Raw genomic sequence first — 23966 nt, 5'->3', positions numbered from 1 at the left:
CATGGTGCGGGGCGGACCTTCAGGTTCGCTTCAGACGCCCGTCGGGCGCCTGAAGGCCGACCATCACGCGTGTCGGGCGGCCGGGTCGCGCGCGACGGCGGGCCGCGGTTCACGGGCCTCCCGGCTGCGGTGCCGGGTGAAGGCGCGGTGCGCCTGCTCGTAGGCGGCGTCGGACTCGGCGGTGGCCCCGACCGCCGCCAACGCGGTGGCGAGGTCGCGCTGCGTCCGCGCCCGCCACAGCGGCAGGCTCAGCGACTCCCACCAGTCGATCGCCCGGCCCAGCAGCACCACGGCCTCGGCGGGAGCCCCGACGGCCAGTTCCAACTCGCCCAGCGTGCGGAGCACGAGGGCTTCGCCGAAGCCGTCCTGCATCCCGTGGCACATGTCCAGTGCGCGCCCGAGCGCCTCACGGACCTCCTCGCCCCTCCCCTGCCTGATCCGGACCTTCGCCAGCGACTGGGTCCCGTAGGCGACCATCAGCCGGTCGCCCGCGCTCTCCAGCCCCCGCAACGCCTCCTCGCCCTCGCGGGCCGCGTCCTCCCAGCGCCCCTCAGCCCGGTGGGCCAGGCTCAGCGACCGCCGCACCAGCGCGACGCCGTGCGCGTCCCGCAGCTCCGCGTACCCGGCCAGCGCCCGGTCCAGTTCCGGACGGGCCCCGGCGACGTCCCCCAGCTCCAGCAGCGTCATCCCGCGGCCGTGGTGCGCCCGCGTCAGCGCCCGCGGGTCCACGAGGGTTCCCATCACCCGGTCGAGCGTGGCGAGCGCGTCCACCAGGTCCCCGCGCTCCCGCTGCACGCTCGCCAGCAGCAGCCGGGTCACCGACGCCGCGGGCCCGTCCTCGGCGCGGTCGTGCAGGTCCAGCGCCTGCCGGTAGTAGTCGATGGCCTCGTCCAGCCGGTCCTGCTCGCTGCGCAGCCACCCGAGCCCGGACAACAGCAGCGCCTGACCGGCGAGGTCGCCCGCGCGCCGGGCCGACTCCAGCGCGGCGGTGTGGGCGCGCCACCAGTGGTGGAAGCGGTTCTCCACCGCGAACGACGACGAGCACAGCGCCGTGGCGAGCCTGGTCGCCACGTCCGCGAGGTCCAGCTCCCCGACCCGCTCCACGACGTGGACGAGCGTGCCCTGCTCGACGTCCAGCCAGTTCACCGGCCTGGCGGGCAGCGCGAACCACCCCAGCCCCTCCCACCGCCGCGACTGCGCGGGCGCGGCGGAGCGGGCCGGGCGCAGCGTCTTCATCGGCGTCCCGCCCGAGGCCCGCTCCACCAGCAGCAGGCACACCTCCGCCACCCGCGTGGCGGTCGCCGCCAAGGCGTCGCGGTCCTCCTCCGCCTCCGCGCGTTCCCAGGCGAAGATCCTGGTCAGGTCGTGCGGCCGGAACCGGCCGCCACCCACCACGTCGAGCAGCTGGGCGTGCACCAGCTCGTCGACGACGTCCTCCGCGTCGGGCACGGGCACGTCGAGCAGCACGGCCAGCACCCACGGGGCGAAGTCCGACGTGCCGAGCCAGCCCAGCCTCCGCAGCGCCCGCCGCGCGCGCTCGTCCAGGGCGTCGTAGCTCAGCGCGAGGCTGCCGCGCACCTCCAGGTCGCCCACGACCAGCTCGTCGAGCACCCGCCGCTGTTCCCGCAACCGCGCCACCACGGCCGACAGCGGCCGGTCCGGTCGGGCCGCCAGACGAGCGCCGACGATCCGCACGGCCAACGGGAGGTGCCCGCACAGCCGCAGCACCTCGCGGGCCGCGTTCGGGTCCTCGGCCACCCGGCCTTCCGCCGCCCGCGCCAGCAGGGCGAGGCCTTCGGCCCCGTCGAGCACCGGCATGCCCAGGTGCTCGGCCGACTCCAGCGCCGACAGCCGCCGCCGGGTGGTGATCACGCACCGGGACCGCTCCCCGCCGGGCAGCAGCGGCCGGACCTGCCGTTCGGTCGCGGCGTCGTCGAGGACCACCACGACACCGCGCGCGGCCGTGATCGTCCGGTACTGCCCCACCCGCTCGTCCAGCCGCGACGGCACGGCGGCGGCCGCGACACCCAGGGCGCGCAGGAACCGGCCGAGCCCGTCGAACGGGTCCAACGGCTGTCGCGAGCCGCGCAGGTCCACGTACAGCCTGCCGCCGGGGAACGCCGTCGGGGCCGTCCGCACACCGCGCACCGCGAGCGTCGTCTTGCCCGCGCCCGGCTGGCCCGAGACCACGACCACCCGCGCGCCCCCGTGGATCCGCAGCAGCTCGTCGCGCCGTCCGACGAAGTCGGGGATGTCCTCGGGGAGCTGGTCGGGCACCAGCGCGGGCGGTGCCTCCTCCTCGACGAGCAACGCCCGGTAGGCCTCGCGCAGCTCCGCGCCGGGCTCGACGCCCAGTTCGTCGGCGAGGAGTTCGCGAGCCTCGTGGAAGCACGCCATCGCGTCCGACCTGCGCCCGGTCCGGCCCAGCGCCGCCACGAGCGACGCCCGCAGGCGTTCGTGGAACGGGTGCTCGGCCACCAGCGCGGTCAGCTCGCCGACGAGCGCCTCGTCGGCACCCAGCGCCGCCAGCGCGGCGACGCGGACCTGGACCACGGCCAGGCGCGCGTCGCGCAGCCGTTCCGCCTCGGCGGCCGCGAACGCGCCCCCCAGCCCGGCGAGGGCGTCACCGCGCCACCAGGACTCGGCGGCCACGCAGAGGTCGCGGGCCCGTTCGTGCTCCCCCCGCTCGGCGGCCAGGCTGGCGTCGGCGGCGAGGCGGTCGAACTCGTGGACGTCGACCACACCGGCCTCGATGTCGACCCGGTAACCGGCCGGGTCCCTGCGGATCACGTCCGGCCCGAGCGCGCGCCGCAGGCCGGACACGTAGGTGTGCAGCAGGCCCGTGGCGCTCCTGGGCGGGTCGTCGTCCCAGAGCAGGTCGACCAGTCGCGAACCGGGCACCGACCGGCCGCGCGCGAGCACCAGCGCCGCCAGCAGGAGCCTCGGTTTCGGACCTCCGAGGGGCACGTTTGAGCCGTCGACCAGTGCCGCCACCGACCCCAACAGCCTGAACTCCACCATTCACACGCCCCCGCGCCATGCTACTGAATCCCGCTTCCGGACGCTGGCGGCGACGGTGCCCGGAAGCGCGCCACCCCGCCGCGCGTGGCCGCGCGGCGGGGTGGCCGGTACTGCCCAGGGGAAAGCGCTTACACTGGTGGGCCGGTCACCCGGTCAACGCCTCCAGTCCGCTCGCCTGGGTGCGCCAGTCGGCCTGGTTGCCGGTACCGCCCGCCCAGCGCTGGCCGATCCGGTTGAGCGCGTCGCGGTCGGCCGCCCAGATCGAGTCGGACTGCCGCTGCCCGAACTGCTGGTAGGCCGCGACCCCGGTGGCCTGGGCGAGGTCGGCCAGGTACCGGGCGAAGACCCCCTTGAACTGCTTCTGGTTGTCGTCGCACGTCCGCTGCGCGGTGTCGCACGACTCGGTGAGCACTCCCCCGACCACCAGCACCGGACTCGTCGTGCCCGCGTCGGCCAGCCGTCGCGCCCCGGTCAGGTACTTGACGTCACCGGTGGCGCGCCAGGTCTCCAGCAGGCCGCCGACGCCCAGGCCCTGGTTGTACGTCCACACGGTCTGCCCGTTGTTGCGGCAGTCCGAGGTCAGCCCGTCGTTCACCAGCCCCGCGGAGTTGATCATCGTGCTGGCCAGGAACCAGTCCCCCGCCGTCCGCGACCGCTGGAGCCACGCGGTGTCGCCCGCCGTGCGGTTGTGCACGGCCGCGGCCAGCCGCAGGTACAGGCCGATGGTCACCGCGTTCTTGTAGGTGCGCTCGCGGTCCCACCAGACCCCGCCGCCGCACGTGCCGGTGTCCCAGAACTGGTGCACGTACGAGGCGATCGTGGTCGCCATGGCCAGGTACCGGGCGTCGCGGGTCAGGTCGTAGGCGGCGATCCAGGCCAGGCCCCACCACGCCGTGTCGTCGATGGACCGGCTGGTGAAGTTGCCCTCGATCGGGTCGGAACTGCGCTGCCCGGCGGCGAACGCGCCCCGGTTGACGTCGAACGTGCGCGCGATCATCCAGTCGTACCGGTGGTTCCCGGTGCGCAGGGCGAACGCGGTCAGCGCGGTGAGCGTGGCCGCGGAGTTCCACCAGCTGCTCGGCCACCACGCCGTGTACGGGTCGTAGGAGTACGCCAGCGCGTCCGCCGCCGCGGCCGTGCGCGTCGGCGCGGGACGGGCCCAGGCCGTGCAGCTGCCCTCGGGGTGCGCGGCTTCCCTGCCGCACGCCCGCACGGCGCCGCCGTAGTGCCTGCCGCGCGGGTCGCGGGTGGCGAACATCGTGGTGCGCCCGGCCGTGCTGGTCCGGCCGAGCGAAGAGCCGCCGGGCGAGGTCGCGCCGGAGTCCCACGAGCGGTCGAGCCAGACCTCGTCACCCGACCCGCCCTCGATCGTGCCCCACGCCATCGCGTTGCGGTCGACGTGCAGCCGGATGGTGCGGCCGTACAGGGTCGTGGCGGGCACGGGCTGGGTGTCGCCGTTGGCCTGCCCGGCATCGGTGCGGTCGCAGGTCGCGTCGCACACCGCCGGGTAGATCCAGTCGGTGCACACCACCCCGCCGCCGTCGCCGCACGCCCTGATCAGGCCCCGTTTGTGCGCGCCTGGATCGGTGACGTTGTACATCAGCGTCCTGGTGCCGGTCCACGACGCGGGAACGGTCGCGCGGCCCAGCAGGCCGTCCCAGGTGGCGCCGCCGTCCCACGAGCGGTCCAGCCACACGCCGTCGTTGGCGACGCCGTTGTCGACGCTGGCCCAGGCCATCCCGTCCGCGTCGGACACGTGCAAGACGACGCGGCGGCCGTTGACCTGGCGCTCGGGGACGGGGAACGCCTCCTGCTTGGCCTTCGACGGGTCGAGGGTGTCGCAGGACAGCACGCACACGGTGGCCGCGGTCGACGGCCCGGCCGCCGTGCTCGGGACCGAGGGGGTGGCTGGGACCACGGGCGCCGCCGCGAGCAGCAGCGAGAGGACGACCGTCCTGATCACGAGAGCCTCCACAGGTGGTCCGCGGTGCCGCTGTCGTCGAACTGGACGACCTGGGCGGAGTTGTCGTAGGACATGCCGTCGACACCGAGGACCTTGCCGCTGTTGGCGTTCTGGACCCGCCACAGGTCGTCGGTGTCCGCGCGCAGCCGCCAGAGGTGGTCGGCGGACCCGTTGTCGGCGAACTGCACGACCAGCGCCGAGTTGGCCGTGGACATCTGGTCAACGCCGAGGACCTTGCCGGAGTTGACGTTGCGGATCCGGAAGTACCCGTTCGCGTCCGGCACGAACTGCCAGTTGTGGTCGGCGGTCCCGTTGTCGTCGTACTGCACCACCCGCGCGGAGTCCGCTGTGGACATCTGGTCAACGCCCAACACCTTGGTGGAGTTGAGGTTGCGGATCCGGACGGTGCCGTCGGGGATGATCCGCCACAGGTGGTCGGCGGAACCGTTGTCGTCGTACTGCACGACCCGCGCCCCGTCGGCGGTGGACATCACGTCCACGCCGAGCACCTTGCCCGAGTTCACGTTGCGCAGCCGGAACCAGCCGTCGCCGTTGTCGACCAGCGTCCACCGGTGGTCCGCCGTGCCGTTGTCCGCGTACTGGACGACCTGCGCGGAGTTGGCGGTGGACGCGGTGTCCACGCCCAGCACCCTGCCGGAGCGCTCGTTGCGCACCTTCACCCTGCCGTTGCCCAGGTCCACGATCCGCCACAGGTGGTCGGCGGCGGCGTTGTCGGCGAACTGCACGATCCTTGCCGAGTCCGCGGTGGACGCGCCGTCCACGCCGAGCACCTTGGCGCTGTTCTTGTTCTGCACCCGGACCAGGACTCCGGGCGTCCCCCACGTCCTGGTGCCGCCGGTCTGCGGGAACGCGGTGATCCGCAGCCGCGCCGCGCCCATCGGGATCAGCTCGGCGGTCCGCTCGGCACCGGTCGTGGCGACCGGCCCGTCGGACAGGGTGCCGACGACGTTCTCGCCGTCGACCTCCCAGTCCGGGATGTCCCGCACCTTCGCGGTGATCCGCACGGGCGCGTTCGCCGTGGTGAACGGGTCGGTCGTGCTGCCGCCGGTCGACACGGTGAACTGCTGGTTCGGCGTCAGGCCGACGTTCCACGCCGATCCGGGCTTCACCTCGTACTCCGGCCAGTCGGCCGTGCCGCCGTAGCGGTTCCAGCGCTCGTCCACGCGCAACGAGAACGTGAGCGCGCCGAGGTCGACCGACACCGCGTTGTGGTTGCGGGTCCACACCCTGGTGCGCGGGGTCAGCGGCAGCCGCAGGACGACCTTGTCGCCGTTGGCCCACGTCCGGTTCACCGTGGCGAACCGCGGTCCGCCCGCCACCGCGACCGCGGCGCCGTTGACCGTGAGCGACGGGTTCGGGCACCAGCCGGGGATGCGCACGGCGAACGGGAAGGCGAGCGCCTTCGGCGTGGTCACCGTGAACGTCACGGTGTCGGTGAAGGGGTAGCCGGTCTCGGAGACGATCGTGACGGCGGTGCCGTCGCCGACCTTGGCGGTCACCTTCGACGGGCCGTGCAGCGCGGCGGCCAGACCGCCGTCCGGGGTGGCGAGCCACATCTCCTCGACGAAGTACGGCCACCCCTGGCCGTAGTTGTGCGGGCAGCAGCGGTAGTTGTCCACGCCCGGCATGTACGCCTGCATGGCGAAGCCGTTCTGGAACTGCCGCCGCCCCTTGGCGCCGTTGTCGAGCTGCACGGCGTTCGCGCTGGTGACGTAGTGCGTGACCTTGCCCGCCGGGTCCAGGGAGGCGGGCAGCATGTTGAAGGCGAGGTCCTCGGTCCGGTCGGCCCACACCGGGTCGCCGGTGGTCCTGGTCAGCAGCTCGTGGCTGGCCATGAACTCCACGACCCCGCACGTCTCGAACCCCTGGCGCGGGTCGCCGTACCCCGGCCGCGAGTTCTCGTCACCGGCGAAGCCGCCGCCGGGGAACTGGCCGTACGAGGCCATGACCGTGTCGTAGGTGTGGTAGCTGGACGCCCGGTGCGCGGCGTCGCCGGACAGCAGCCAGAACTGGGTGGGCTCGCGGAACCCCTGGGCGAAGTTCACGTTGTGCAGGCTCGCGACCCGGTCGACCCAGTTCGCCGAGTGCTGGTGGATCCGACGGGTCAGGTCGACCAGCGCCGGGTCGCCGGTCCGGTTGTAGAGCCACTGGACGACGTCGATCGTGTCGCCCCACCGGGTCGCGCCCCAGCCGTCGGAGAACACGCCGTCCGGTTGGGAGGCCACGAACCGGAAGTAGCGGGTCAGCATGGTGTCGACGCGGGTGTCCTCGTGGAACTCCGCCCACGAGCGCAGGGCGTGCAGCATCGGCATGTGCGGCCAGAGGTCCGCGTGCCCGTTGAGCGCACCGCGCAGCTCGGACGGCCCGAAGAAGCCGTCCGACGTCTGGGTCGCGATCACCGCGTTGATCCAGCGCTCGGTGTCGGCCAGCACGCGGGAGTCGCGGGTGACGTAGCCGAGGTCGCCGTAGCCGCGCAGCCAGTAGGGGACCTCCTCCCACCCGCCGAGGCCCGACCGGGTCCAGCCGTTCTCGCCGAACCGCAGGAAGTGCGAGAACTCCTGGTAGCGGCCGTTGAGCCCGGTGAGCTGGTGGTCGAGTTGGGTGGCCAGCCAGCCTCGCGGCTTGACGGCGCCGGGTGGGAGTCGGAGGTACGCGGACGGGGCGAGCGGGGCGCGGTTGACGGGGTACCGGGCGGTGGCCGCGAGCGCGGCGGGGGCGGTGCGCTCGGCCAGGAGCGCTCCGCTCGCGGTCAGCAGACCGCCCTTGATGAACGTTCGGCGGGGAATCGACATGGCTGTGCTCCCGGTGCAGGGTGGGTGCGGCCTGGTGTGTCGAACGGACGGGTCCTCGACGTGCTCGCGGCGGCGGGGACACGCGCGGCGGCGGGAACTCCTCGAAGGGGGAAAACGAAGGGGCCCATGAACATCGTCATGTGCGCCCCCTGCCGAAGTCGAAGACGGGCAAGACGATCGTAGCGTTTTTACAACGTTGTGCCAACGATGTAAATTCGGCGTCCCCGCTGGTCCTCGGCTTGGTCGAACCCCGGCGGGAACGCCGTGGGCGCGGGCGGAGGGGCCCACGCCCACGGCGTGCTCGCCACTAACGCCCCTGCAACGCCTTCACGTTGTCGCCGAACGTCCAGTTCTTCGACCCGTCCCAGTTCACCGACCAGGTCATCAGGCCCTTCAGGCCGCGACCGCAGGTGTTGTTCCACGCCTGCGCGACCAGGCTCGTGGACATGTGGCCGCCACCGGCGCCGGGCTGGGCGGGCAGGCCGGGGACCTGCTTGTCGCACGGCACCCTGATCGTGGTGCCCTGGACGACCAGGCCGGTGTTGAGGCAGGCGGTCTGCGCGGTGAAGCCCTGCACGGTGCCCGCGGAGTACGAGTCGCCGGAGCAGCCGTACATGCTCCCGTTGTAGTACTGCATGTTGAGCCACCAGAGCCTGCCGTTGTCGGCGTACTTCTTGACGATCGGCAGGTAGGCGCCCCAGATCGAGCCGTAGGCGACGCTGCCGCCGGTCACGTACGCCGTCTCGGGCGCCATGGTGAGCCCGAAGTTGGACGGCATCCGCGCGAGCACGCCGTCGATGATCCGGACCAGGTTCGCCTGGGAGGTCGACAGCGTGGTGATGCTGCCGCTGCCCACGAGGCCCGTCTCGATGTCGATGTCGATGCCGTCGAAGTTGTACTTCTTCAGGATCGGCACGATCGTGGCGACGAACCGGTCCGCCACGGCGGTGGAGTTGAGGTCGATTCCCGCGGCCGCGCCGCCGATCGACATCAGGACGGTGGAGCCCGCGGCCTTGGCGGCGCACATCTCCGCCGGGGTGGCGACCTTCACCGACGCGTCCATGCCGTCCTCCCACAGCACGGTGCCGTCGGAGCGGATCACCGGGAACGCCGCGTTGAGCACGTTGTAGCCGTGGTCGCGGACGCGGGTGTCGGTGATGGGGGTCCAGCCGAAGGGCGGGTGGACGCCGTTGGAGGCGCCGTCCCAGTTCTCCCAGTAGCCCTGGAGGACCTTGCCAGCGGGCTTCGACTTGACCGCGCACGTGTCGGCCAAGGGCGCGGAGACCTCGGCGGCGGTCGCGGGTGGTGCGACAAGGGCCAACGCCGCGATGGCGGCGAGCAACTTCGATGTCCAACCGGGCATGGGTCGGCTCCTTCCTCGACGGGCCCGGCAGGGCGGGCCCGGCTGCGGCGGGGCGCGCGAGGGCCTGGTGCGGAGGAGGGTGCGACCTGGTTCCTCCGGCGGGCAGCACGCGAACCCCGAGGGTTCCCGCACACTGGCCACCGGGGACATCCGCCGCCGGTAGGCGCCGCCAGGGTTCGGTCCAACAGTCGTCACGGTAGGGGTCGGTCCGGCGGCTCGCAATGGGGCGTTCAGGCGAAACGCGCACACGACGAGGCCTCCCCCGTCGTGGCGGGGGAGGCCTCGAAAACCGTGGGGCTACTGCTGACCGAAGCGGTTCAGACCCTCCTTGGCCTTCTCCTGGCCCTTGTCGATCTGCTCCGAGTACTTGCCGTCGGTCCTGCCGTCGACGAAGTCGCCCGCCTTGTCGACGCCCTGGTCGGCCTTGTCGCCGTGTTCGCCGAGAGCTTCCTTGGCCTTGTCCTTGAGCGCGTCGAACTTGTCGCCGATACCCATGAGCCCGAATCCTCCTCGACAGCGTCCCTTGTGGACACCTCGCCCAAGGACTACCCGGACCGTCCGCGATCCACTCCCCCGATCACCCCATCGTGTGGCCGCGAATGGAGCACACCGCCGGACGTGCCGCCTGACCTGGCCGGTTACCCGTTCTTAGGCGGATCTTCAGCACGGCCCGCCACGGTCCGCCCGTCCAATCCACTGGGGCAAGGAGAACTCTCCAATGCAGATTCGACGCGCGGCCGCGGCGCTGCTGCCGGCGACCGCACTCGTGTTCGGCCTCTTCTCGGGCGTGGTGGTGGCCCCGGCCTCCGCCGCTCCCGCGGTGGCGGAGTCGGCCGACTCCTCGGTGATCCTCGAGGCGCCTGAGGGCTTCCAGGACGCGGAGGACACCAGCGCCGCGGCGAAAGCGGCGAGCTACGGCGGCACCATCACCCGCGCCGAGGTCCTCTCGCGGGCGAAGGACTGGTGGACCCGCAAGGTCCCGTACAGCCAGAGCAAGTACGCGTTCGACGTCAACAAGGGCAAGAAGTACCGGACGGACTGCTCCGGCTTCGTGTCCATGACCTGGAAGATCACCAGCAGCCGCAACACCAGCACCCTCGACGACATCGCCACGAAGATCGGCTGGGCGAGTCTGAAGCCGGGTGACATGGTGCTGCGCGCCGGCCACCACGTGAAGCTGTTCGAGAAGTGGACCAGCTCGGCGAAGACGTCGATGTGGATCTACGAAGAGGGCAGCACCGCCACGGACATGGACCACGAGACGGTCTCCGTCTCGTCGCTCAAGTCCGGCGGCTACGTGCCGTGGAAGTACAAGAAGATCAAGGACTGATCGAGCAGTCCGACCGGGCGCGGGAGGTCGGCTCGTCGGCCTCCCGCGAACCCAGCTCCTCGAACAGCAGCGCCGCCTCGCTCCAGCAGCGGGCGGCGCCGCCGTCGTCCCCGCGCCCGGCGTGCACGGCGCCGAGGTCGCGCAGGGTGCGGGCGCGCCACGCGGGCAGCTCCAGCACCGACCACGTCGCGAGCGACGCGCTCAGCATGACCTCGGCCAGGTCCAGCTCGCCCGCCACGAGGTGCAGTTCGCCGAGGGTGCGGCGGAGCAGCGCGAGACCGAACCGGTCCCCCATCTCCCGGCAGTTCTCCACCGCCGAGACCAGCAGCAGCGCCGCCTCGGCGACCCGCCCCGTGCGCAGCCACACCTTCGCCAGCGACTGGGCCGTGTAGCAGCCCATCAGCGGGTCCTCCAGCGCCAGCACGATGTCGTGGGCGCGGCGGAAGTGGTCCTCGGCCTCCGGGTACTCGCCGCGGGCGCGGTGCACGAGCCCGACCCCGCGCACGGCCAGCGCCTCGCCGCGACGGCTGCCCGCCACGCGGTAGGCCGCCTCCGCGGCGCGCAGCGACAGCACGGCCTCCGCGTCGCAGCCCAGTTCCCGTTGCACGGAGCCGATCCCGTACAGCGAGTGCGCCGCGCCCTCCACGTCGCCCAGCTCCGCGAGCAGCGTCCGCGCGCGGTGCAGCGAGGCCAGCGCGGGGCCGTACCGGGACTGCTCGCGGGCCACCATGCCCGCGCCGTTGAGCGCGACCGCCTCACCGCGCCGGTCGCCCAGTTCGACGAACAGCGCGCCCGCGGCGGCGAACCAGCGGCCCGACTCGGTGAACTCGTCGCGCTTGAAGCGCAGCTGCCCCAGGCTGCACCGCAGCACGGCCTCCCGGCGGCGGTCGCCGACCGCGACCACGGCCTCCAGGGCCGCGCGGTGCGTCCGCTCCCAGCCGTCGTACCGGTTGCGCAGCCCGAACCAGGCGAACACCAGCGCCTCGGCGAGGTCGCAGGCCTGCGCGGCGAACCCGAGTTCGGCCGCCCGTTCGACGACCTTGATCAGCAGCGGTTCCTCGACCGCGAACCACGCGTCCCGCTCGGCCGGCGGCACGGGGTGGTCGTGCAGCTCACCGAGGAAGTCCTGCATCCGCGGCACCGCGGGCATCAGCCGTTCGACGCACCCGTCGACCTTGGCCTGGCACTCGACGAGCACCCGGTGGAACGCGGCGAACCGCTCGGTGACCTCGCCCTCCGCCTCCGCCAGCTCACGGGCGTGGATGCGGACGAGTTCGTGCATCCGGTAGCGGTGCCGACCGGTGACGTCGAGCAGCCGCGCGTCCACCAGCCGGTCCAGCACGTCCTCGGCGGCGTCCTCCGGCAAGCCGAGCAGCGCGGGCGCCAGTCCCGCGGGCAGCTCGGGGTGGCCGAGGAAGCCGAACGCCCGGTACGCGCCGCGGGCGGGCTCGTCCAGCGCCCGGAACGTCAGCTCCAGGCTGCTGCGCACCGCGAGGTCGTCGGCGACCAGCTCGTCGAGCCGCCCGCGCTCGTCGCGCAGCCTGCTCACCAGCCGGGAGACCGGCCAGTGGGGTCGGCTCGCCAGGCGCGCGCCGGTGATCCGCACGGCCAGCGGCAGGTGGCCGCACAGCGCGGCGACCTCCAGGGCCGCCTCCGGGTCCTCGGCCACCCGGTCGTCGCCGAGGATGCCCGCCAGCAGCGCCACCGCCTCCTCGGAGGTCAGCACGTCCAGCGCCAGCCGCTGCACCTGGCGGTCCACCGGCAGGTTGCGGCTGGTGATCAGCGTGAGGCAGCCGGGCGCGCCGGGCAGGAGCTGCCGGACCTGCGAGACGCCCGCGACGCCGTCCAGCACGATCAGCACCCGCCGCCCGGTGAGCTGCGCGCGCCACAGGGCCGCGCGCTCGTCGAGCTGGATCGGGATCCGCACGGTGGGCACGTCGAGCGCGCGCAGCAGGGCGTCCAGGGCCGCGCCGGGGACCGCGGGCAGCGCGTGCAGGTCGACGAACAGCTGGCCGTCCGGGTAGCGCGCGGCCAGCCGGTGGGCGGCGTGCACCGCCAGCGCGCTCTTGCCGACGCCCGCGGCCCCCTCGATCCACCAGACGCCGTGCGGTTCGCCGTCGGTCAGCCGGGCGAGCTCCTCGGCGCGGCCGGTGAAGTCCCCGACGTCGCGCGGGAGGTAGTTGAGGCGCGCCGACTCCGGCTCGCCGCCGTCGAGGACCGCCCGGTAGAGCTGTTGCAGCTGCGGTCCGGGTTCCACTCCCAGCTCGTCGACGAGGACGCGGCGGGTGTCGTGGAAGACGCGCATCGCCTCGGTGCGCCTGCCCGCGCCCGCCAGCGCGCGCATCAGCCGGACGCGCAGGCGTTCGGCCAGCGGGTGCTCCTCCACGAGGTCCACGAGCAGGTCGACGACCTCGGCGTGCCGTCCGAGCGCCAGGTCCGCGTCGGCGGCCTCCTCGACGGCCGCGAGGCGCTGGGCCTCCAGCGGTCCGGCCAGCCGGTCGATCCCGGCCATCGGGGCGCCTCGCCACAGCGCCAGCGCCCGACCGAGCACCGCTCTGCGCTCCGCCGGGTCGACGGTCTCCCCCGCCCGCGCGGTCAGGGCGCGGAACACGTGCGCGTCGACCTGCTCGGGATCCGCGTCGAGCCGGTAGCCCGCGGTCCGGTGCTCGACCGGGACGCCGAGTCGGCGCAGGGTCGAGATGTGCACCTGGAGGGACTTCCGCACCTGCGGCGGCGGCTGCTCGCCCCAGACGAGGTCGATGAGCCGGTCGACCGGGACCACCCTGCCGCAGTCGACCGCGAGCACCGCGAGGATCCGGCTGGCCTTGGGCGGCAGGGGCGGGAGCGCGACACCGCCGTCGTCGTGCACCTCGATCGGTCCGAGTATTCGGATCTGCACCGAGAACCCTCCACGAGTTGACGTTCCATCGACCTTCGGGAGACAACGCGGGAGTTTGACGCGGTTCACAGCGCGCGGATCCGGTTCGTTACAGAAGTCACCCCATCGGCCCAGTCAACTACTGCTCGTAATCACTCCTGGAGATCGACTGGTCTACAAGGCCCCGAGCAGCCCATCGCAGACTGAAGACGGGGAGCAAACGGACACTGTGCGTGCGACTGACCGGCTGTCGCCGAAGCCTTGGAACCTGCCCCTCAGCGGACAGCCGACGCCGATCGCGAGCCGATGCGGACGTGCAGTTCGTGCACGACCTCGACGAACTCGTGCCCCCACAGCTGGTGGGCGCACCACTCCGCGTTGGCTCGCAGGTAGCCGGTCTCGCCGACGATCGTGCACCGCCACGCGCCGGGGTCGCCGCGGTGGTGCCGGACGTACGTGGCGACCCGGTGCAGGACGGCCAGGACCGACAGGGCCACGACGGCCGGGTCCGGGTCGCGCAAACCCTCTTCGAGCGCCGAACGCAGGCGTGCGGGCACCGGTGGCGTCGGGTCCGAGCGCCCCTCGTGGGACGGCCCCGCCGCGCAGAGCGCGACGGCGTGGTCGCGGATCCCGTCGAGGCGCTCGACCGTCGCCCGGACGCAGCACGGGCACGCCCAGCGGAGCGGACTGCCCGCGCCTCCGCAGGCGCGGCACACGGTGGTCGGCAAGGTTCCTCCGCGGAGTCGTCGTGGATGTCGTCCGTAGGACGCGATGGAGGGTCAAGCCGGTTGCCTGCGGAGGACGCGGAGAATGGCGGCGACTCTAGGAGGACGCGGGATGTTGACCATCGGGATGCTCGGCGGGATGAGCTGGGAGAGCAGTGCCCAGTACTACCGGCTGGCCAACGAGCTGGTTCGCGAACGGCTGGGCGGGCTGCACTCGGCGCGCTGCGTGCTGCATTCGGTGGATTTCGCGGATGTGGAGCGGTTGCAGGTCGAGGGGCGGTGGGACGAGGCGGGCGACGTGCTCGCGGAGGCCGCTCGCGGGGTGGAGGCCGCGGGGGCGGACCTCCTGCTGATCTGCACCAACACGATGCACAAGGTGGCGGATCGGGTGCAGGCCGCCGTGGGGATCCCGTTGCTGCACCTGGCGGACGCGATGGCGGAGGCCGTGCTGCGGGCGGATGTGGAGGTCGTGGGGCTGCTGGGGACGGCTTTCACGATGGAGCAGGCGTTCTACCGGGAGCGGTTGGCGGGGCACGGGGTGCGGGTGCTCGTTCCCGGCGACGCGGATCGGGCGTTCGTGCACCGGGTGATCTACGAGGAGCTGTGCCTCGGGGTGGTGGAGGAGGCGTCGCGGAAGGGGTACCGGGAGGTGATCGCGCGGCTGGTGGACAAGGGGGCGCAGGGGGTGGTGCTGGGCTGCACGGAGATCGAGTTGCTGGTGGGCGCCGAGGACAGCGCGGTGCCGTTGTTCCCGACCACGCGGCTGCACGTGGAGGCTGCGGTGGAGTGGGCTTTGAGGTGACGGACGGGTCCGGGTGCGCCGACAGGGCATCCGGGCCGCGTCCTGGAAAGGGCTGTGCCCCACGAAGCGTCGGGCTTCGTGGGGCACAGGTGTTCGGGAACGCCCTGGGGCGATGCGCGTGCGGCTAGATGCTGACGCCCGCGTTGTTCAGCCAGGGCAGGGGGTTGGTCTTGAGACCGTTGGCGTCCCAGACCTCGAAGTGCAGGTGGGCGCCGAAGGAGACGCCGTTGTTGCCGACCTGGGCGATCTGTTCGCCCGCGCGCACCTGCTGGCCCTTCTGCACGGAGAAGTAGTACATGTGGCCGTAGACGGTGATGGTGCCGTCGGCGTGCTGGATCCGGACCCAGAGGCCGAAACCGCTGGCGGGGCCCGCTTCGATGACGACGCCGTCCGCGGCGGCGTAGATCGGGGAGCCGAGCGGGGCGGCGATGTCGACGCCGTAGTGCATGGCGCCGTCGCGGTAGCCGAAGCCCGAAGAGAAGCTGCCGTGCGCGGGGGCGACGACCTTGGGGCGGGCGGCCTCGGCTTCGGCGGCTTCGCGTTCCTCGGTGATCCGCTGGCTCTTGGTGAGCTTGCTCGCCTCGGCGCTCGGGTCGGCGTGCTTCACGACCTGGAGCACCTGCGGGGCGGCCGGGGCTGTGCCGCCGATGCCGAACGCGGCGGCGCCGTCCGTGGCGTTCGCGAGCGGTGTCACCTCGTCCGACGGCGCGGGGGCGCCGGTGGCCTGGAGGGCGTGACCGGCACCGGCGGCGCCGAAGGCTCCGATGGCGACAGCGGCGACGACGATCCGGCCGCGCAGGGCGGACGGCGGGGGCGGCAGGCGGTGGCTGCGCACGGCTCGGGGTGCCGTGCTCGCTTGTACTGCCTTGCCGCCGGAGGAGCGGGGGTGGGACAAGACTTGAGCCTTCCGTGTTCGGGGAGTCCGGTCGAACCGGGCGGGGGAACCCGGTGAGTCGGTCGGGGGTCCGACTCGGCGTTCACTCTCGTGATCAACCACAACGGTGGACGAGGGGACATTAGCGGGGTCGGAGCAGCACCGGCAACCCCCTGTATATGCAATGCCCCCCTGGAATTGGACAAACGGCTGATCCGCGGCGCATTGGGTTCACGGAAGGCGATTGACCAGCACGGACAGTCATACCGACGAATGGCGAAACTGCTGTGAACGATCTTGACACCCGGTACGTGCTGCTAACGAAAGTCCGATTCGGCCGAATTGCCGTCGCTTTTTCACAGTGAACGACGACCGGTCCGCCGGCAGGCCGGATGGCCGATTGGCCGGCCGCCAAATGGCGTAGTACCTCGTTCGCGGGATTTGCCAGGCTCGCCGCCCGACACCCCCGGCAGCAGGCGATTTGCGGTCACACCCCTTGCGGCAAGGGCGACCGCCTCGACCAAGCGGATGAGCGACACCCCAACGGTGAACGTGAGAGCGCTCACAGTGATCTTCGATGTCGGAGTGGTGTGACGTGCTCCACATCAGCGAGACCGACGCCGATCCGCCTCGCTCCCGGTTTGCGGTTGTCAATTCAGGTTGACAAAACGTCATGTCAGCCTAGGCTGACAGAGCACACCTGAGCTGGGGAGACGACGTCATGGCGGAAGATGTGGTGGTGGTCGGAGCGGGTCCGACCGGGCTGATGCTCGCCTGTGAGCTGAGCCTGGCGGGCGTCCGCCCAGTGGTGCTCGAACGGCGGCCGGAGCCCAGCGACCTGCCGCGGGCGAACGGGCTCGTGGGGCAGGTCGTGGAGGTGCTGGACCGCCGCGGCCTGCTGGAGCGGTTCCGCGCCGGGAGTCCGTTCGCCGGGGCGATGCCGGGGTTCCCGTTCGGTTCGGTGCCGCTGCGGTTCGCCGCGCTGGACCCCAACCCGGTGACGTCCGTGCTGATCCAGCAGCCGCGGATCGAGCGGCTGCTCACCGACCGGGCCGTCGAGCTGGGGGTGGAGATCCGGCGCGGGCAGGAGGTGCGCGGGCTGGCCCAGGACGACGACGGGGTGACCCTCGACGTGGCGGGGCCGGGCGGTGGGCACCGGGTGCGCGCCCGGTACGCGGTGGGCTGCGACGGGGGCCGCGGCCCGGTGCGCGGGTTCGCGGGCATCGGGTTTCCCGGCACGACCGACCGGGAGGTGCTGCGGATGGGGCACTTCACGAGCGCCGACACCACCGTCGAGGTGCCCGGCCACGGACTACTGCGGCCCGGCTGGAACCGCCTTCCGCTCGGCCGCGTGCTGGTCACGTCGCTGCGGCCGGGGATCTGGATCGTCGGCGTCCGCGAGGACGGCGACTCCGCGGACACCGGCCCGTTGCCGCTGGAGGAGCTGCGGCGGAGCCTTCGCCGGGTGCTCGGCGTGGACCTGCCCCTCGGCGAGCCGATCTGGCTGTCCCGCACGGTGGGCCAGGCCCGGCTGGCCGAGACCTACCGCGCAGGCCGCGTGCTGCTGGCGGGCGACGCGGCGCACCTGTTCCCCGCGGGCGGGTCGGCGCTCAACGTCGGTCTGCTCGACGCGGTGAACCTGGGCTGGAAGCTGGCGGCCGACGTGCTCGGCACGGCGTCGGCGGGACTGCTCGACAGCTACCAGGCCGAACGGCGTCCGGTCGGCGAGCGGGCGCTGTTGCAGACCAGGGCGCAGGCCGCGCTCGACCGGGCGCCCGGCGAGGACGGGGACGCCCTGCGCGCGCTGCTCACCGAGGTGTTCGCGCTCCCCCAGCCGCTGCGGCACCTCGCCGAGCTGACACAGGGGTCCGACGTCCGCTACGACCTGCCCGGCGACCCGCACCCGCTGCTCGGCCGGTTCCTGCCCGACTTCCGGCTCACCACGGCGGCCGGTCCCACCCGGCTGGCCGAACTCCTGCGCGCGGGCGGACATGTGCTGCTCGACTTCACCGGCGGGTGCGCCGACGTCGCCCACGACGGCGTGGACGTGGTCCGGGCCGGGTCCGACGAGGCTCCCGCCGACGCGCTGCTGGTCCGCCCGGACGGCCACGTGGCCTGGGTGGCGGGCGGCACCGGCCCTCGGGAGGCGCTCGACCGCTGGGCGGGACACGCCGTTCCGGCCTGAGCGGACGGGTCGGCCCGCACCACTTGGTCGACGCCGAGGGTGTCGGTGCACAAGGAGGAACTGGACCTCGACGCCGGCACCGCCCGCTACGGCGCGGACACCGCCTGCGCCCGGCTCGCGCCGTCCGGCTGGTCGGCCCGCCGCAACACCTTCGGCAGACCGCCCCGCACGGCGATCACGCCCTCGATCCCGACCAGCAGGTCGGACCGGCAGAGGTCGGCGCGGACCAGTTCGACCGCCGGGTCGCCGGTGAAGACCGTCCGGCACACGGCCTCGACCGCGGCCATGTCCCCGGCGTTGCGGACGTACACCTTCACCCGGTCGAAGTCGGCGAGGCCGAAGTGCCCGGCCACGCCGTGGCGCGCGAGGTTGGGGCCGCCCACGACGGTCCGGATGTTCGCGAGCGTCCGGTCGAGCTGGCCGTGCAGGTCGCCGCGGTGCGCGGTCTCGTGGCCGGTGACGCTCGCCGTGCCGGACAGGAACAGCACGTCGCCCTCGGCGCGCTCCAGGTAGCCCGCGCGGGCGAACGACGGCGGCTTCGGCCCGTAGCGGGTCGGGTAGCGGTAGGCGGGCACCTGGTCCGGGTTCTCGATGGCGGTCAGCTTCCCGGCCCGCGTGGCCAGCACGCACACCGTGATGCCCTCCCCCGAGCTGCCGACACCGGTCGCGGCGGGCATCCCGAACGGCGGCCGGAACTCCTCGAACGCCAGCGCGCGGCCCACGCAGAAGTCCCGGTAGACCTCCAGGCCGTCGGCGTTGTCGCCGTTGATGTCCCCGATGTAGTGCCAGAGCCTGCAGATGTCCGGGTACCCGCTCCACCCGGCCAGCGCGAAGATCTCGGCGTAGACGTCCCGGACGGCCTCGGCGCAGCGGCCCGACGGCGGGATGAACGCGCTGATGGACAGGAAGTCGTCGTCGTGGGTGTAGCGCAGCGACCACTCCGCGCCGCTGTCCACCGCGTCCTCCGCCGACCAGGTGTCGCAGGTTCCGATCATGCGGGAAGCGTCTCCCACCTGCGGCGAGTGCGCTCCGCACGGCGCGGTGGAAGCCCCTATCGGGTAGTGGCCGTCACCGGCGCGGCACGCGGGTGGAGTCGCGCACCACCAGTTCGGGTGAGAACACGACCGCGCGGTGTTCGTGCGCCACGTCGTCCGACGTCTCCTCGATCAGCAGCCGCGCGGCCGTCTCGCCGATGCGGGTGGCAGGCTGGCGGACCGAGGTGAGCGGTACGGCGGCGGCCGAGGCGAACTCGATGTCGTCGTAGCCGACGATCGCGACCTCATCCGGCACCCGGACGCCCGCGGCGACCATCGCCTGGAGCACGCCCAGCGCCAGCAGGTCGTTGGCGCAGAACACCGCCGTGGGACGGGGGCTGATGCCGAGGATGCGGGCGCCCGCGTCGCGGCCGGAGGCCACGTCCAGCGCGGCGACCTCCAGCACGGTCAGCTCGTGCCCTGGGGCCTCCTCCAGCGCCTTGCGGACGCCCTCCTCGCGTTCGCGGCACTGCACGAGGACGGCCGGGCCGTTGACGAACGCGATCCTGGTGTGGCCCTGCGCGGTCAGGTGCCGGGCCGCGAGGGCGCCGCCGAGCACGTCGTCGACCGAGACCGAGCAGCACTCGCCGCCGGTGGCCTTGCGGTCCACGAACACGTAGGGGATGCCGCTGCGGCGGAAGCCCGCGAGGCTCTCGTCGGCCGTGCCCACGGGGCTCAGCAGGACGCCGCGCACCCGCTGCTCGGCGAGCATCGCCAGGTACGAGGTCTCGCGGTCGACGCGCTGGGCGCTGTTGCAGGTGATCATGCTGAGGCCCGCCGCGTGCGCGGCCTCCTCGGCGCCGCGCGCCACGTCGACGAAGAACGGGTTGCCGAGGTCGAGCACCAGCAGGGCCAGCGTGCGGCTGCTGCCCGCGCGGAGCTGGCGGGCCGACTCGTCGCGGACGTAGCCGAGTTCCTCGATCACCGAGTTGACCCTGGACCGGGTCGCGGCCGAGACGACGTGCGGGCGGTTGACGACGTTCGAGACCGTGCCGATCGACACCCCGGCCCGGCGCGCCACGTCCTTGATGCCGACCATGTCACCCGATCCCTTGCTCCGTGCCACGTCGAACCCTAACATGCGGATGAAACGTTTCAATGACGAGCTGGAGATCATGATGACGGCACTCGCGCGCGGCGTCGACCAGGGCGGGTGGGGCGCGTGAGCACCGTGCGCGACCTGCTGGAGCGGTCCAACCGACTGGGCTCCGACCCCGCCAACACCAACTACGCGGGCGGCAACACCTCCGCCAAGGGATCGGCGACCGACCCGGCCACCGGCGAGCCGGTGGACCTGTTGTGGGTCAAGGGATCCGGCGGCGACCTCGGCACGCTGACCGAACCCGGACTGGCGGTGCTGCGGCTGGACCGGGTGCGCGGGCTCAGCGCGGTCTACCGGGGCGTCGAGCACGAGGACGAGATGGTCGCGGCGTTCGACCACTGCCTGCACGGCCGCGGCGGCGCGGCGCCGTCGATCGACACCGCGATGCACGCGCTGGTGGACGCGGCGCACGTCGACCACCTGCACCCGGACTCCGGGATCGCGCTGGCGACCGCCGTGGACGGCGAGAAGCTGGCCGAGCGCTGCTTCGGCGACCGGGTCGTGTGGGTGCCGTGGCGGCGACCGGGTTTCCAGCTGGGGCTGGACATCGCGAAGATCAAGGACGAGCACCCCGAGGCCATCGGCTGCGTGCTCGGCGGGCACGGCATCACCGCGTGGGGCGACACGTCCGCCGAGGCCGAGGCCCGGTCGCTGGAGATCATCCAGGGCGCGGCGCGGTTCCTCGCCGAGCACGGCCGCACCGACCCGTTCGGCGCTGAACTGCCGGGCTACCAAGCACTTCCGACCGAGGAGCGGCGTGCGAGGGCCGCCGCGCTGGCCCCGCTGCTGCGCGGGCTGGCCTCGACCGACGAGCGCCGGATCGGCCACTTCACCGACACGGAGCCGGTGCTCGACTTCCTCTCCAGGGAGGAGCACCCGCGACTGGCCGCGCTCGGCACGTCGTGCCCGGACCACTTCCTGCGCACCAAGGTCCGGCCGATGGTGCTCGACCTGCCCGCCACCGCGCCGCTGGACGAGGTGCGGGCGCGGCTGCGCGAGCTGCACACCGCCTACCGCGAGGACTACCGCGCCTACTACGACCGGCACGCGACCCCGGACTCCCCCGCCATCCGCGGCGCGGACCCGGCGATCGTGCTGGTGCCCGGCGTCGGCATGTTCTCCTTCGGCGCCGACGCCCAGACCGCCCGCGTGGCCGGGGAGTTCTACCTCAACGCCATCGCGGTGATGCGCGGCGCCGAGTCGGTGTCGACCTACGCGCCGATCGACGAGGCGGAGAAGTTCCGCATCGAGTACTGGGCGCTGGAGGAGGCGAAGCTCGCCCGCCGCCCCAAGCCCGCGCCGCTGACCGGGCGGGTCGCGTTCGTCACCGGCGCCGGGTCGGGCATCGGCCGGGCCATCGCGCACCGGCTGGCCGCCGAGGGCGCGTGCGTGGTGGTCGCCGACCGCGACGCCGACGCCGCGCGCACCGTGGCCGACGAGCTGAAGGCGACGGCCGTGACGGCGGACGTGACCGACGAGGCGCAGATCGCCGCGGCGCTGGCCGAGGCCTCGCTCGCCTACGGCGGCGTGGACCTGGTGGTGAACAACGCCGGGCTGTCGATCTCGAAGCCGTTGCTGGACACCACGATCGAGGACTGGGACAAGCAGCACGACGTGATGGCGCGGGGCTCGTTCCTGGTCGCCAAGCACGCCGCGCGGGTCATGATCGACCAGGGGTTCGGCGGCGACGTCGTCTACATCGCCAGCAAGAACGCCGTGTTCGCGGGCCCGTCGAACATCGCCTACAGCGCCGCCAAGGCCGACCAGGCGCACCAGGTCCGGCTGCTGGCCGCCGAACTCGGCGAGCACGGGATCAAGGTCAACGGCGTCAACCCGGACGGCGTCGTGCGCGGGTCCGGGATCTTCGCGGGCGGCTGGGGCGCGCAGCGGGCCGAGGTCTACGGCGTGGCCGAGGAGGACCTGGGCGCGTTCTACGCGCAGCGCACCCTGCTCAAGCGCGAGGTGCTCCCGGAGCACGTGGCGCACGCGGTGTTCGTGCTCACCACGTTGAGCCACACCACGGGCATGCACGTGCCGGTGGACGCCGGCGTGGCCGCGGCGTTCCTGCGATGAAGCGGTTCGCGGCGGTCGACCTGGGCGCTTCCAGCGGCCGGGTGATCGTGGGCGAGGTCGACGGGAACCGGGTGGCGCTGCACGAGGCGCACCGGTTCCCGAACCGGCCGGTGAAGATCGGCCGCACGCTGCACTGGGACGTGCTCGACCTCTACCGCGAGGTCGTCGACGGCCTGCGGCTCGCCGGACCGCTCGACGGGATCGGCGTGGACTCCTGGGCGGTGGACTACGGGCTGCTGGACCGGCACGGGGCGCTCGTCGGCAACCCCGTGCACTACCGGGACGAGCGCACCGGGCCCGCCGTCGAGCGCGCCCGCGGGCTGCTCCCGGCGGAGGCCCACTACGCCGCGACCGGCATCCAGTTCCAGCCGTTCAACACGGCCTTCCAGCTGCTGGCCGACGACTGGGCCGCGCGCGGCGCCGTGCGGGCGCTGCTGGTGCCGGACCTGATCGCGTTCTGGCTGACCGGCCGGGAGGGCACCGAGATCACCAACGCCTCCACGACGGCGATGCTGGACCCGCGCACCCGCGCGTGGTCGGAGCAGGTCGCGGAGGCGCTGGGCCTGGACACCGGGCTGTTCGCCCCGCTGCGCGAACCCGGCTCGGTGATCGGCGAGGTGCTGCCGGGGATCGGCCTCTCCCAACGGGTTCCGGTGTACGCGGTGGGCTCGCACGACACCGCGTCCGCCGTCGTCGCCGTGCCAGCGCGGGACGACAACTTCGCCTACATCTCCTGCGGCACCTGGTCGCTGGTCGGCGTCGAACTGGCCGACCCGGTGCTCACCGAGGAGAGCAGGCGGGCGAACTTCACCAACGAGCTGGGCGTGGACGGCACGATCCGGTTCCTGCGCAACGTGATGGGGCTGTGGCTGCTCCAGGAGTGCCACCGGGCGTGGGGCACCACCGACCCCGGCGCGCTGCTCGCCGAGGCCGCGGCGCTCCCCCCGTCACCGGCCACCGTGGACGCCACCGACTCCCGGTTCCTCGCGCCCGGCGACATGCCCGACCGGATCGCGGCCGCCTGCCGCGAGACCGGGCGGCCCGAGCCGCGGACCCGTGCCGAACTGGTCCGGTGCGTGCTGGACAGCCTCGCGCTGGCGCACCGCGACGCGGTGGCCGACGCCGCGCGGCTGTCCGGTCGCAAGGTGGACGTCGTGCACGTCGTCGGCGGCGGCGCGCGCAACGAGCTGCTGTGCCAGCTCACCGCCGACGCCTGCGGGCTCCCGGTGGTCGCGGGCCCGGTCGAGGCGTCGGCGCTCGGCAACGTCCTGGTGCAGGCGCGGGCCGCGGGTGCGCTGGACGGTGACCTGCGGACGATCGTCCGGTCGACCGAGCCGCTGGCGACCTACACCCCGCGACCGGAAGGGGCCCTGGGCCGGGGCGCCTGATCAGACGCGGTGGCCGGTGGTGGCGTCCACGTGGTCGGGCACCTCGTCGTGCTCGTCCCCCACCGAGAGCGTGCCGGTGGGCTCGACCAGCAGCACCGACGCGCCCTCCTCGGACGACGGCTTGTGGAAGGTCCCGCGCGGCACGACGAACATCGAGCCGCGCGGGAGCGTGACCACCCGCTCGCCGTCGTCCTCGCGCAGGCCGATGGCGATCTCGCCGTCCAGGACGAGGAAGAACTCGTCGGTCTCGTGGTGGACGTGCCACACGTGCTCGCCCAGGAACTTGGCGAGCCGGATGTCGTAGTCGTTGACGTTCAGCGGGATCCGGGGGCTCCAGGGGGCGTCGAACCCGTCGAGGACGGACTGGACGTCGATCGGCTGAGTGCTCATGGGCCCATCCTGGCCACTGGCCCCG

General features: G+C 72.9%; 16 protein-coding genes. 5 read left to right on the top strand and 11 right to left on the bottom strand.

The genetic code is table 11. From position 1 onward, the window contains the following. Positions 1-63: 63 nt before the first annotated feature. From RM788_RS51580 to RM788_RS51560, 5 genes are all read right to left on the bottom strand, one after another. Complete coding sequence (locus tag RM788_RS51580) at positions 64-3021, bottom strand: AfsR/SARP family transcriptional regulator (protein ID WP_315929152.1); 2958 nt, start codon at positions 3019-3021, stop codon at positions 64-66. Positions 3022-3166: 145 nt separating this feature from the next. Then, a complete protein-coding gene (locus tag RM788_RS51575; RefSeq protein WP_315929151.1) occupies positions 3167-4984 on the bottom strand; it encodes a glycoside hydrolase family 76 protein in 1818 nt (605 codons plus the stop codon). After that, on the bottom strand, positions 4981-7797 hold the full coding sequence (locus tag RM788_RS51570) for an RICIN domain-containing protein (RefSeq protein ID WP_315929150.1): 2817 nt from the start codon (positions 7795-7797) through the stop codon (positions 4981-4983). The genes RM788_RS51575 and RM788_RS51570 overlap by 4 nt, the downstream gene beginning before the upstream one ends. 307 nt (positions 7798-8104) lie before the next feature. After that, positions 8105-9160 carry a chitinase gene (locus RM788_RS51565; RefSeq protein ID WP_315929149.1) on the bottom strand — a complete coding sequence of 352 codons (1056 nt, stop codon included), beginning with the start codon at positions 9158-9160 and terminating at the stop codon, positions 8105-8107. 297 nt (positions 9161-9457) lie between these two features. Further along, a complete protein-coding gene (locus RM788_RS51560; protein ID WP_315929148.1) occupies positions 9458-9655 on the bottom strand; it encodes an antitoxin in 198 nt (65 codons plus the stop codon). A gap of 223 nt (positions 9656-9878) precedes the next feature. Between RM788_RS51560 and RM788_RS51555 the strand changes: the two genes are divergently transcribed. Further along, the gene (locus tag RM788_RS51555) at positions 9879-10490 is read left to right on the top strand and encodes an NlpC/P60 family protein (protein WP_315929147.1); all 612 of its coding nucleotides are present in this window, start codon (positions 9879-9881) and stop codon (positions 10488-10490) included. Here the strand turns inward: RM788_RS51555 and RM788_RS51550 are convergent. Next, on the bottom strand, positions 10480-13389 hold the full coding sequence (locus tag RM788_RS51550) for an AfsR/SARP family transcriptional regulator (RefSeq protein ID WP_315929146.1): 2910 nt from the start codon (positions 13387-13389) through the stop codon (positions 10480-10482). The genes RM788_RS51555 and RM788_RS51550 overlap by 11 nt on opposite strands. A gap of 254 nt (positions 13390-13643) precedes the next feature. Next, entirely contained in the window at positions 13644-14096 is a 453-nt protein-coding gene (locus RM788_RS51545; protein WP_315929145.1) for a hypothetical protein, read from the bottom strand. A 109-nt stretch (positions 14097-14205) separates the two neighbouring features. Here RM788_RS51545 and RM788_RS51540 point away from each other — a divergent pair, with 109 nt between their 5' ends. Further along, positions 14206-14895, top strand: coding sequence for an aspartate/glutamate racemase family protein (locus RM788_RS51540; RefSeq protein WP_315929144.1), 690 nt, complete (start codon positions 14206-14208; stop codon positions 14893-14895). Between the two features lie 124 nt (positions 14896-15019). Here the strand turns inward: RM788_RS51540 and RM788_RS51535 are convergent, their stop codons facing one another. Beyond that, entirely contained in the window at positions 15020-15790 is a 771-nt protein-coding gene (locus RM788_RS51535) for a M23 family metallopeptidase (RefSeq protein ID WP_315929143.1), read from the bottom strand. A 700-nt stretch (positions 15791-16490) separates the two neighbouring features. On the opposite strand from RM788_RS51535, the gene RM788_RS51530 reads away from it, so the two are divergent. Then, a complete protein-coding gene (locus RM788_RS51530; protein WP_315929142.1) occupies positions 16491-17954 on the top strand; it encodes an FAD-dependent monooxygenase in 1464 nt (487 codons plus the stop codon). 86 nt (positions 17955-18040) lie between these two features. Here the strand turns inward: RM788_RS51530 and RM788_RS51525 are convergent, their stop codons facing one another. Together RM788_RS51525 and RM788_RS51520 are read right to left on the bottom strand one after the other, a co-directional pair. Then, positions 18041-18949, bottom strand: a complete 909-nt coding sequence (locus RM788_RS51525) for an FkbO/Hyg5 family chorismatase (protein ID WP_315929141.1) — start codon at positions 18947-18949, stop codon at positions 18041-18043. Positions 18950-19022: 73 nt separating this feature from the next. After that, positions 19023-20027 (bottom strand): LacI family DNA-binding transcriptional regulator, encoded by a 1005-nt coding sequence (locus RM788_RS51520; RefSeq protein ID WP_315934942.1) that lies wholly within the window; start codon positions 20025-20027, stop codon positions 19023-19025. Positions 20028-20150: 123 nt separating this feature from the next. On the opposite strand from RM788_RS51520, the gene RM788_RS51515 reads away from it, so the two are divergent. Both RM788_RS51515 and RM788_RS51510 read left to right on the top strand, forming a co-directional pair. Continuing rightward, on the top strand, positions 20151-22163 hold the full coding sequence (locus RM788_RS51515; RefSeq protein WP_315929140.1) for a bifunctional aldolase/short-chain dehydrogenase: 2013 nt from the start codon (positions 20151-20153) through the stop codon (positions 22161-22163). After that, entirely contained in the window at positions 22160-23551 is a 1392-nt protein-coding gene (locus RM788_RS51510) for a rhamnulokinase (RefSeq protein WP_315929139.1), read from the top strand. Before RM788_RS51515 ends, RM788_RS51510 begins: the two co-directional genes overlap by 4 nt. On the opposite strand, the gene RM788_RS51505 is transcribed toward RM788_RS51510, so the two are convergent. After that, positions 23552-23941, bottom strand: a complete 390-nt coding sequence (locus RM788_RS51505; protein WP_315929138.1) for a cupin domain-containing protein — start codon at positions 23939-23941, stop codon at positions 23552-23554. It abuts the gene before it with no gap. Positions 23942-23966: the final 25 nt, after the last annotated feature.

The organism is Umezawaea sp. Da 62-37 (assembly GCF_032460545.1).
In the GTDB taxonomy this organism is placed as follows: Bacteria; Actinomycetota; Actinomycetes; order Mycobacteriales; family Pseudonocardiaceae; genus Umezawaea.
The sequence above is the reverse complement of the archived record's forward strand: the minus strand, read 5'-3'. Positions and strand labels throughout refer to the sequence as shown.

What these genes read in the sequence shown, in the direction of transcription:
- RM788_RS51580 (WP_315929152.1), bottom strand. Translation starts at nt 3,021, where the DNA reads ATGGTGGAGTTCAGGCTGTTGGGGTCGGTGGCGGCACTGGTCGACGGC.
- RM788_RS51570 (WP_315929150.1), bottom strand. Translation starts at nt 7,797, where the DNA reads ATGTCGATTCCCCGCCGAACGTTCATCAAGGGCGGTCTGCTGACCGCG.
- RM788_RS51565 (WP_315929149.1), bottom strand. Translation starts at nt 9,160, where the DNA reads ATGCCCGGTTGGACATCGAAGTTGCTCGCCGCCATCGCGGCGTTGGCC.
- RM788_RS51560 (WP_315929148.1), bottom strand. Translation starts at nt 9,655, where the DNA reads ATGGGTATCGGCGACAAGTTCGACGCGCTCAAGGACAAGGCCAAGGAA.
- RM788_RS51555 (WP_315929147.1), top strand. Translation starts at nt 9,879, where the DNA reads ATGCAGATTCGACGCGCGGCCGCGGCGCTGCTGCCGGCGACCGCACTC.
- RM788_RS51540 (WP_315929144.1), top strand. Translation starts at nt 14,206, where the DNA reads ATGTTGACCATCGGGATGCTCGGCGGGATGAGCTGGGAGAGCAGTGCC.
- RM788_RS51530 (WP_315929142.1), top strand. Translation starts at nt 16,491, where the DNA reads ATGGCGGAAGATGTGGTGGTGGTCGGAGCGGGTCCGACCGGGCTGATG.
- RM788_RS51525 (WP_315929141.1), bottom strand. Translation starts at nt 18,949, where the DNA reads ATGATCGGAACCTGCGACACCTGGTCGGCGGAGGACGCGGTGGACAGC.
- RM788_RS51520 (WP_315934942.1), bottom strand. Translation starts at nt 20,027, where the DNA reads ATGGTCGGCATCAAGGACGTGGCGCGCCGGGCCGGGGTGTCGATCGGC.
- RM788_RS51510 (WP_315929139.1), top strand. Translation starts at nt 22,160, where the DNA reads ATGAAGCGGTTCGCGGCGGTCGACCTGGGCGCTTCCAGCGGCCGGGTG.
- RM788_RS51505 (WP_315929138.1), bottom strand. Translation starts at nt 23,941, where the DNA reads ATGAGCACTCAGCCGATCGACGTCCAGTCCGTCCTCGACGGGTTCGAC.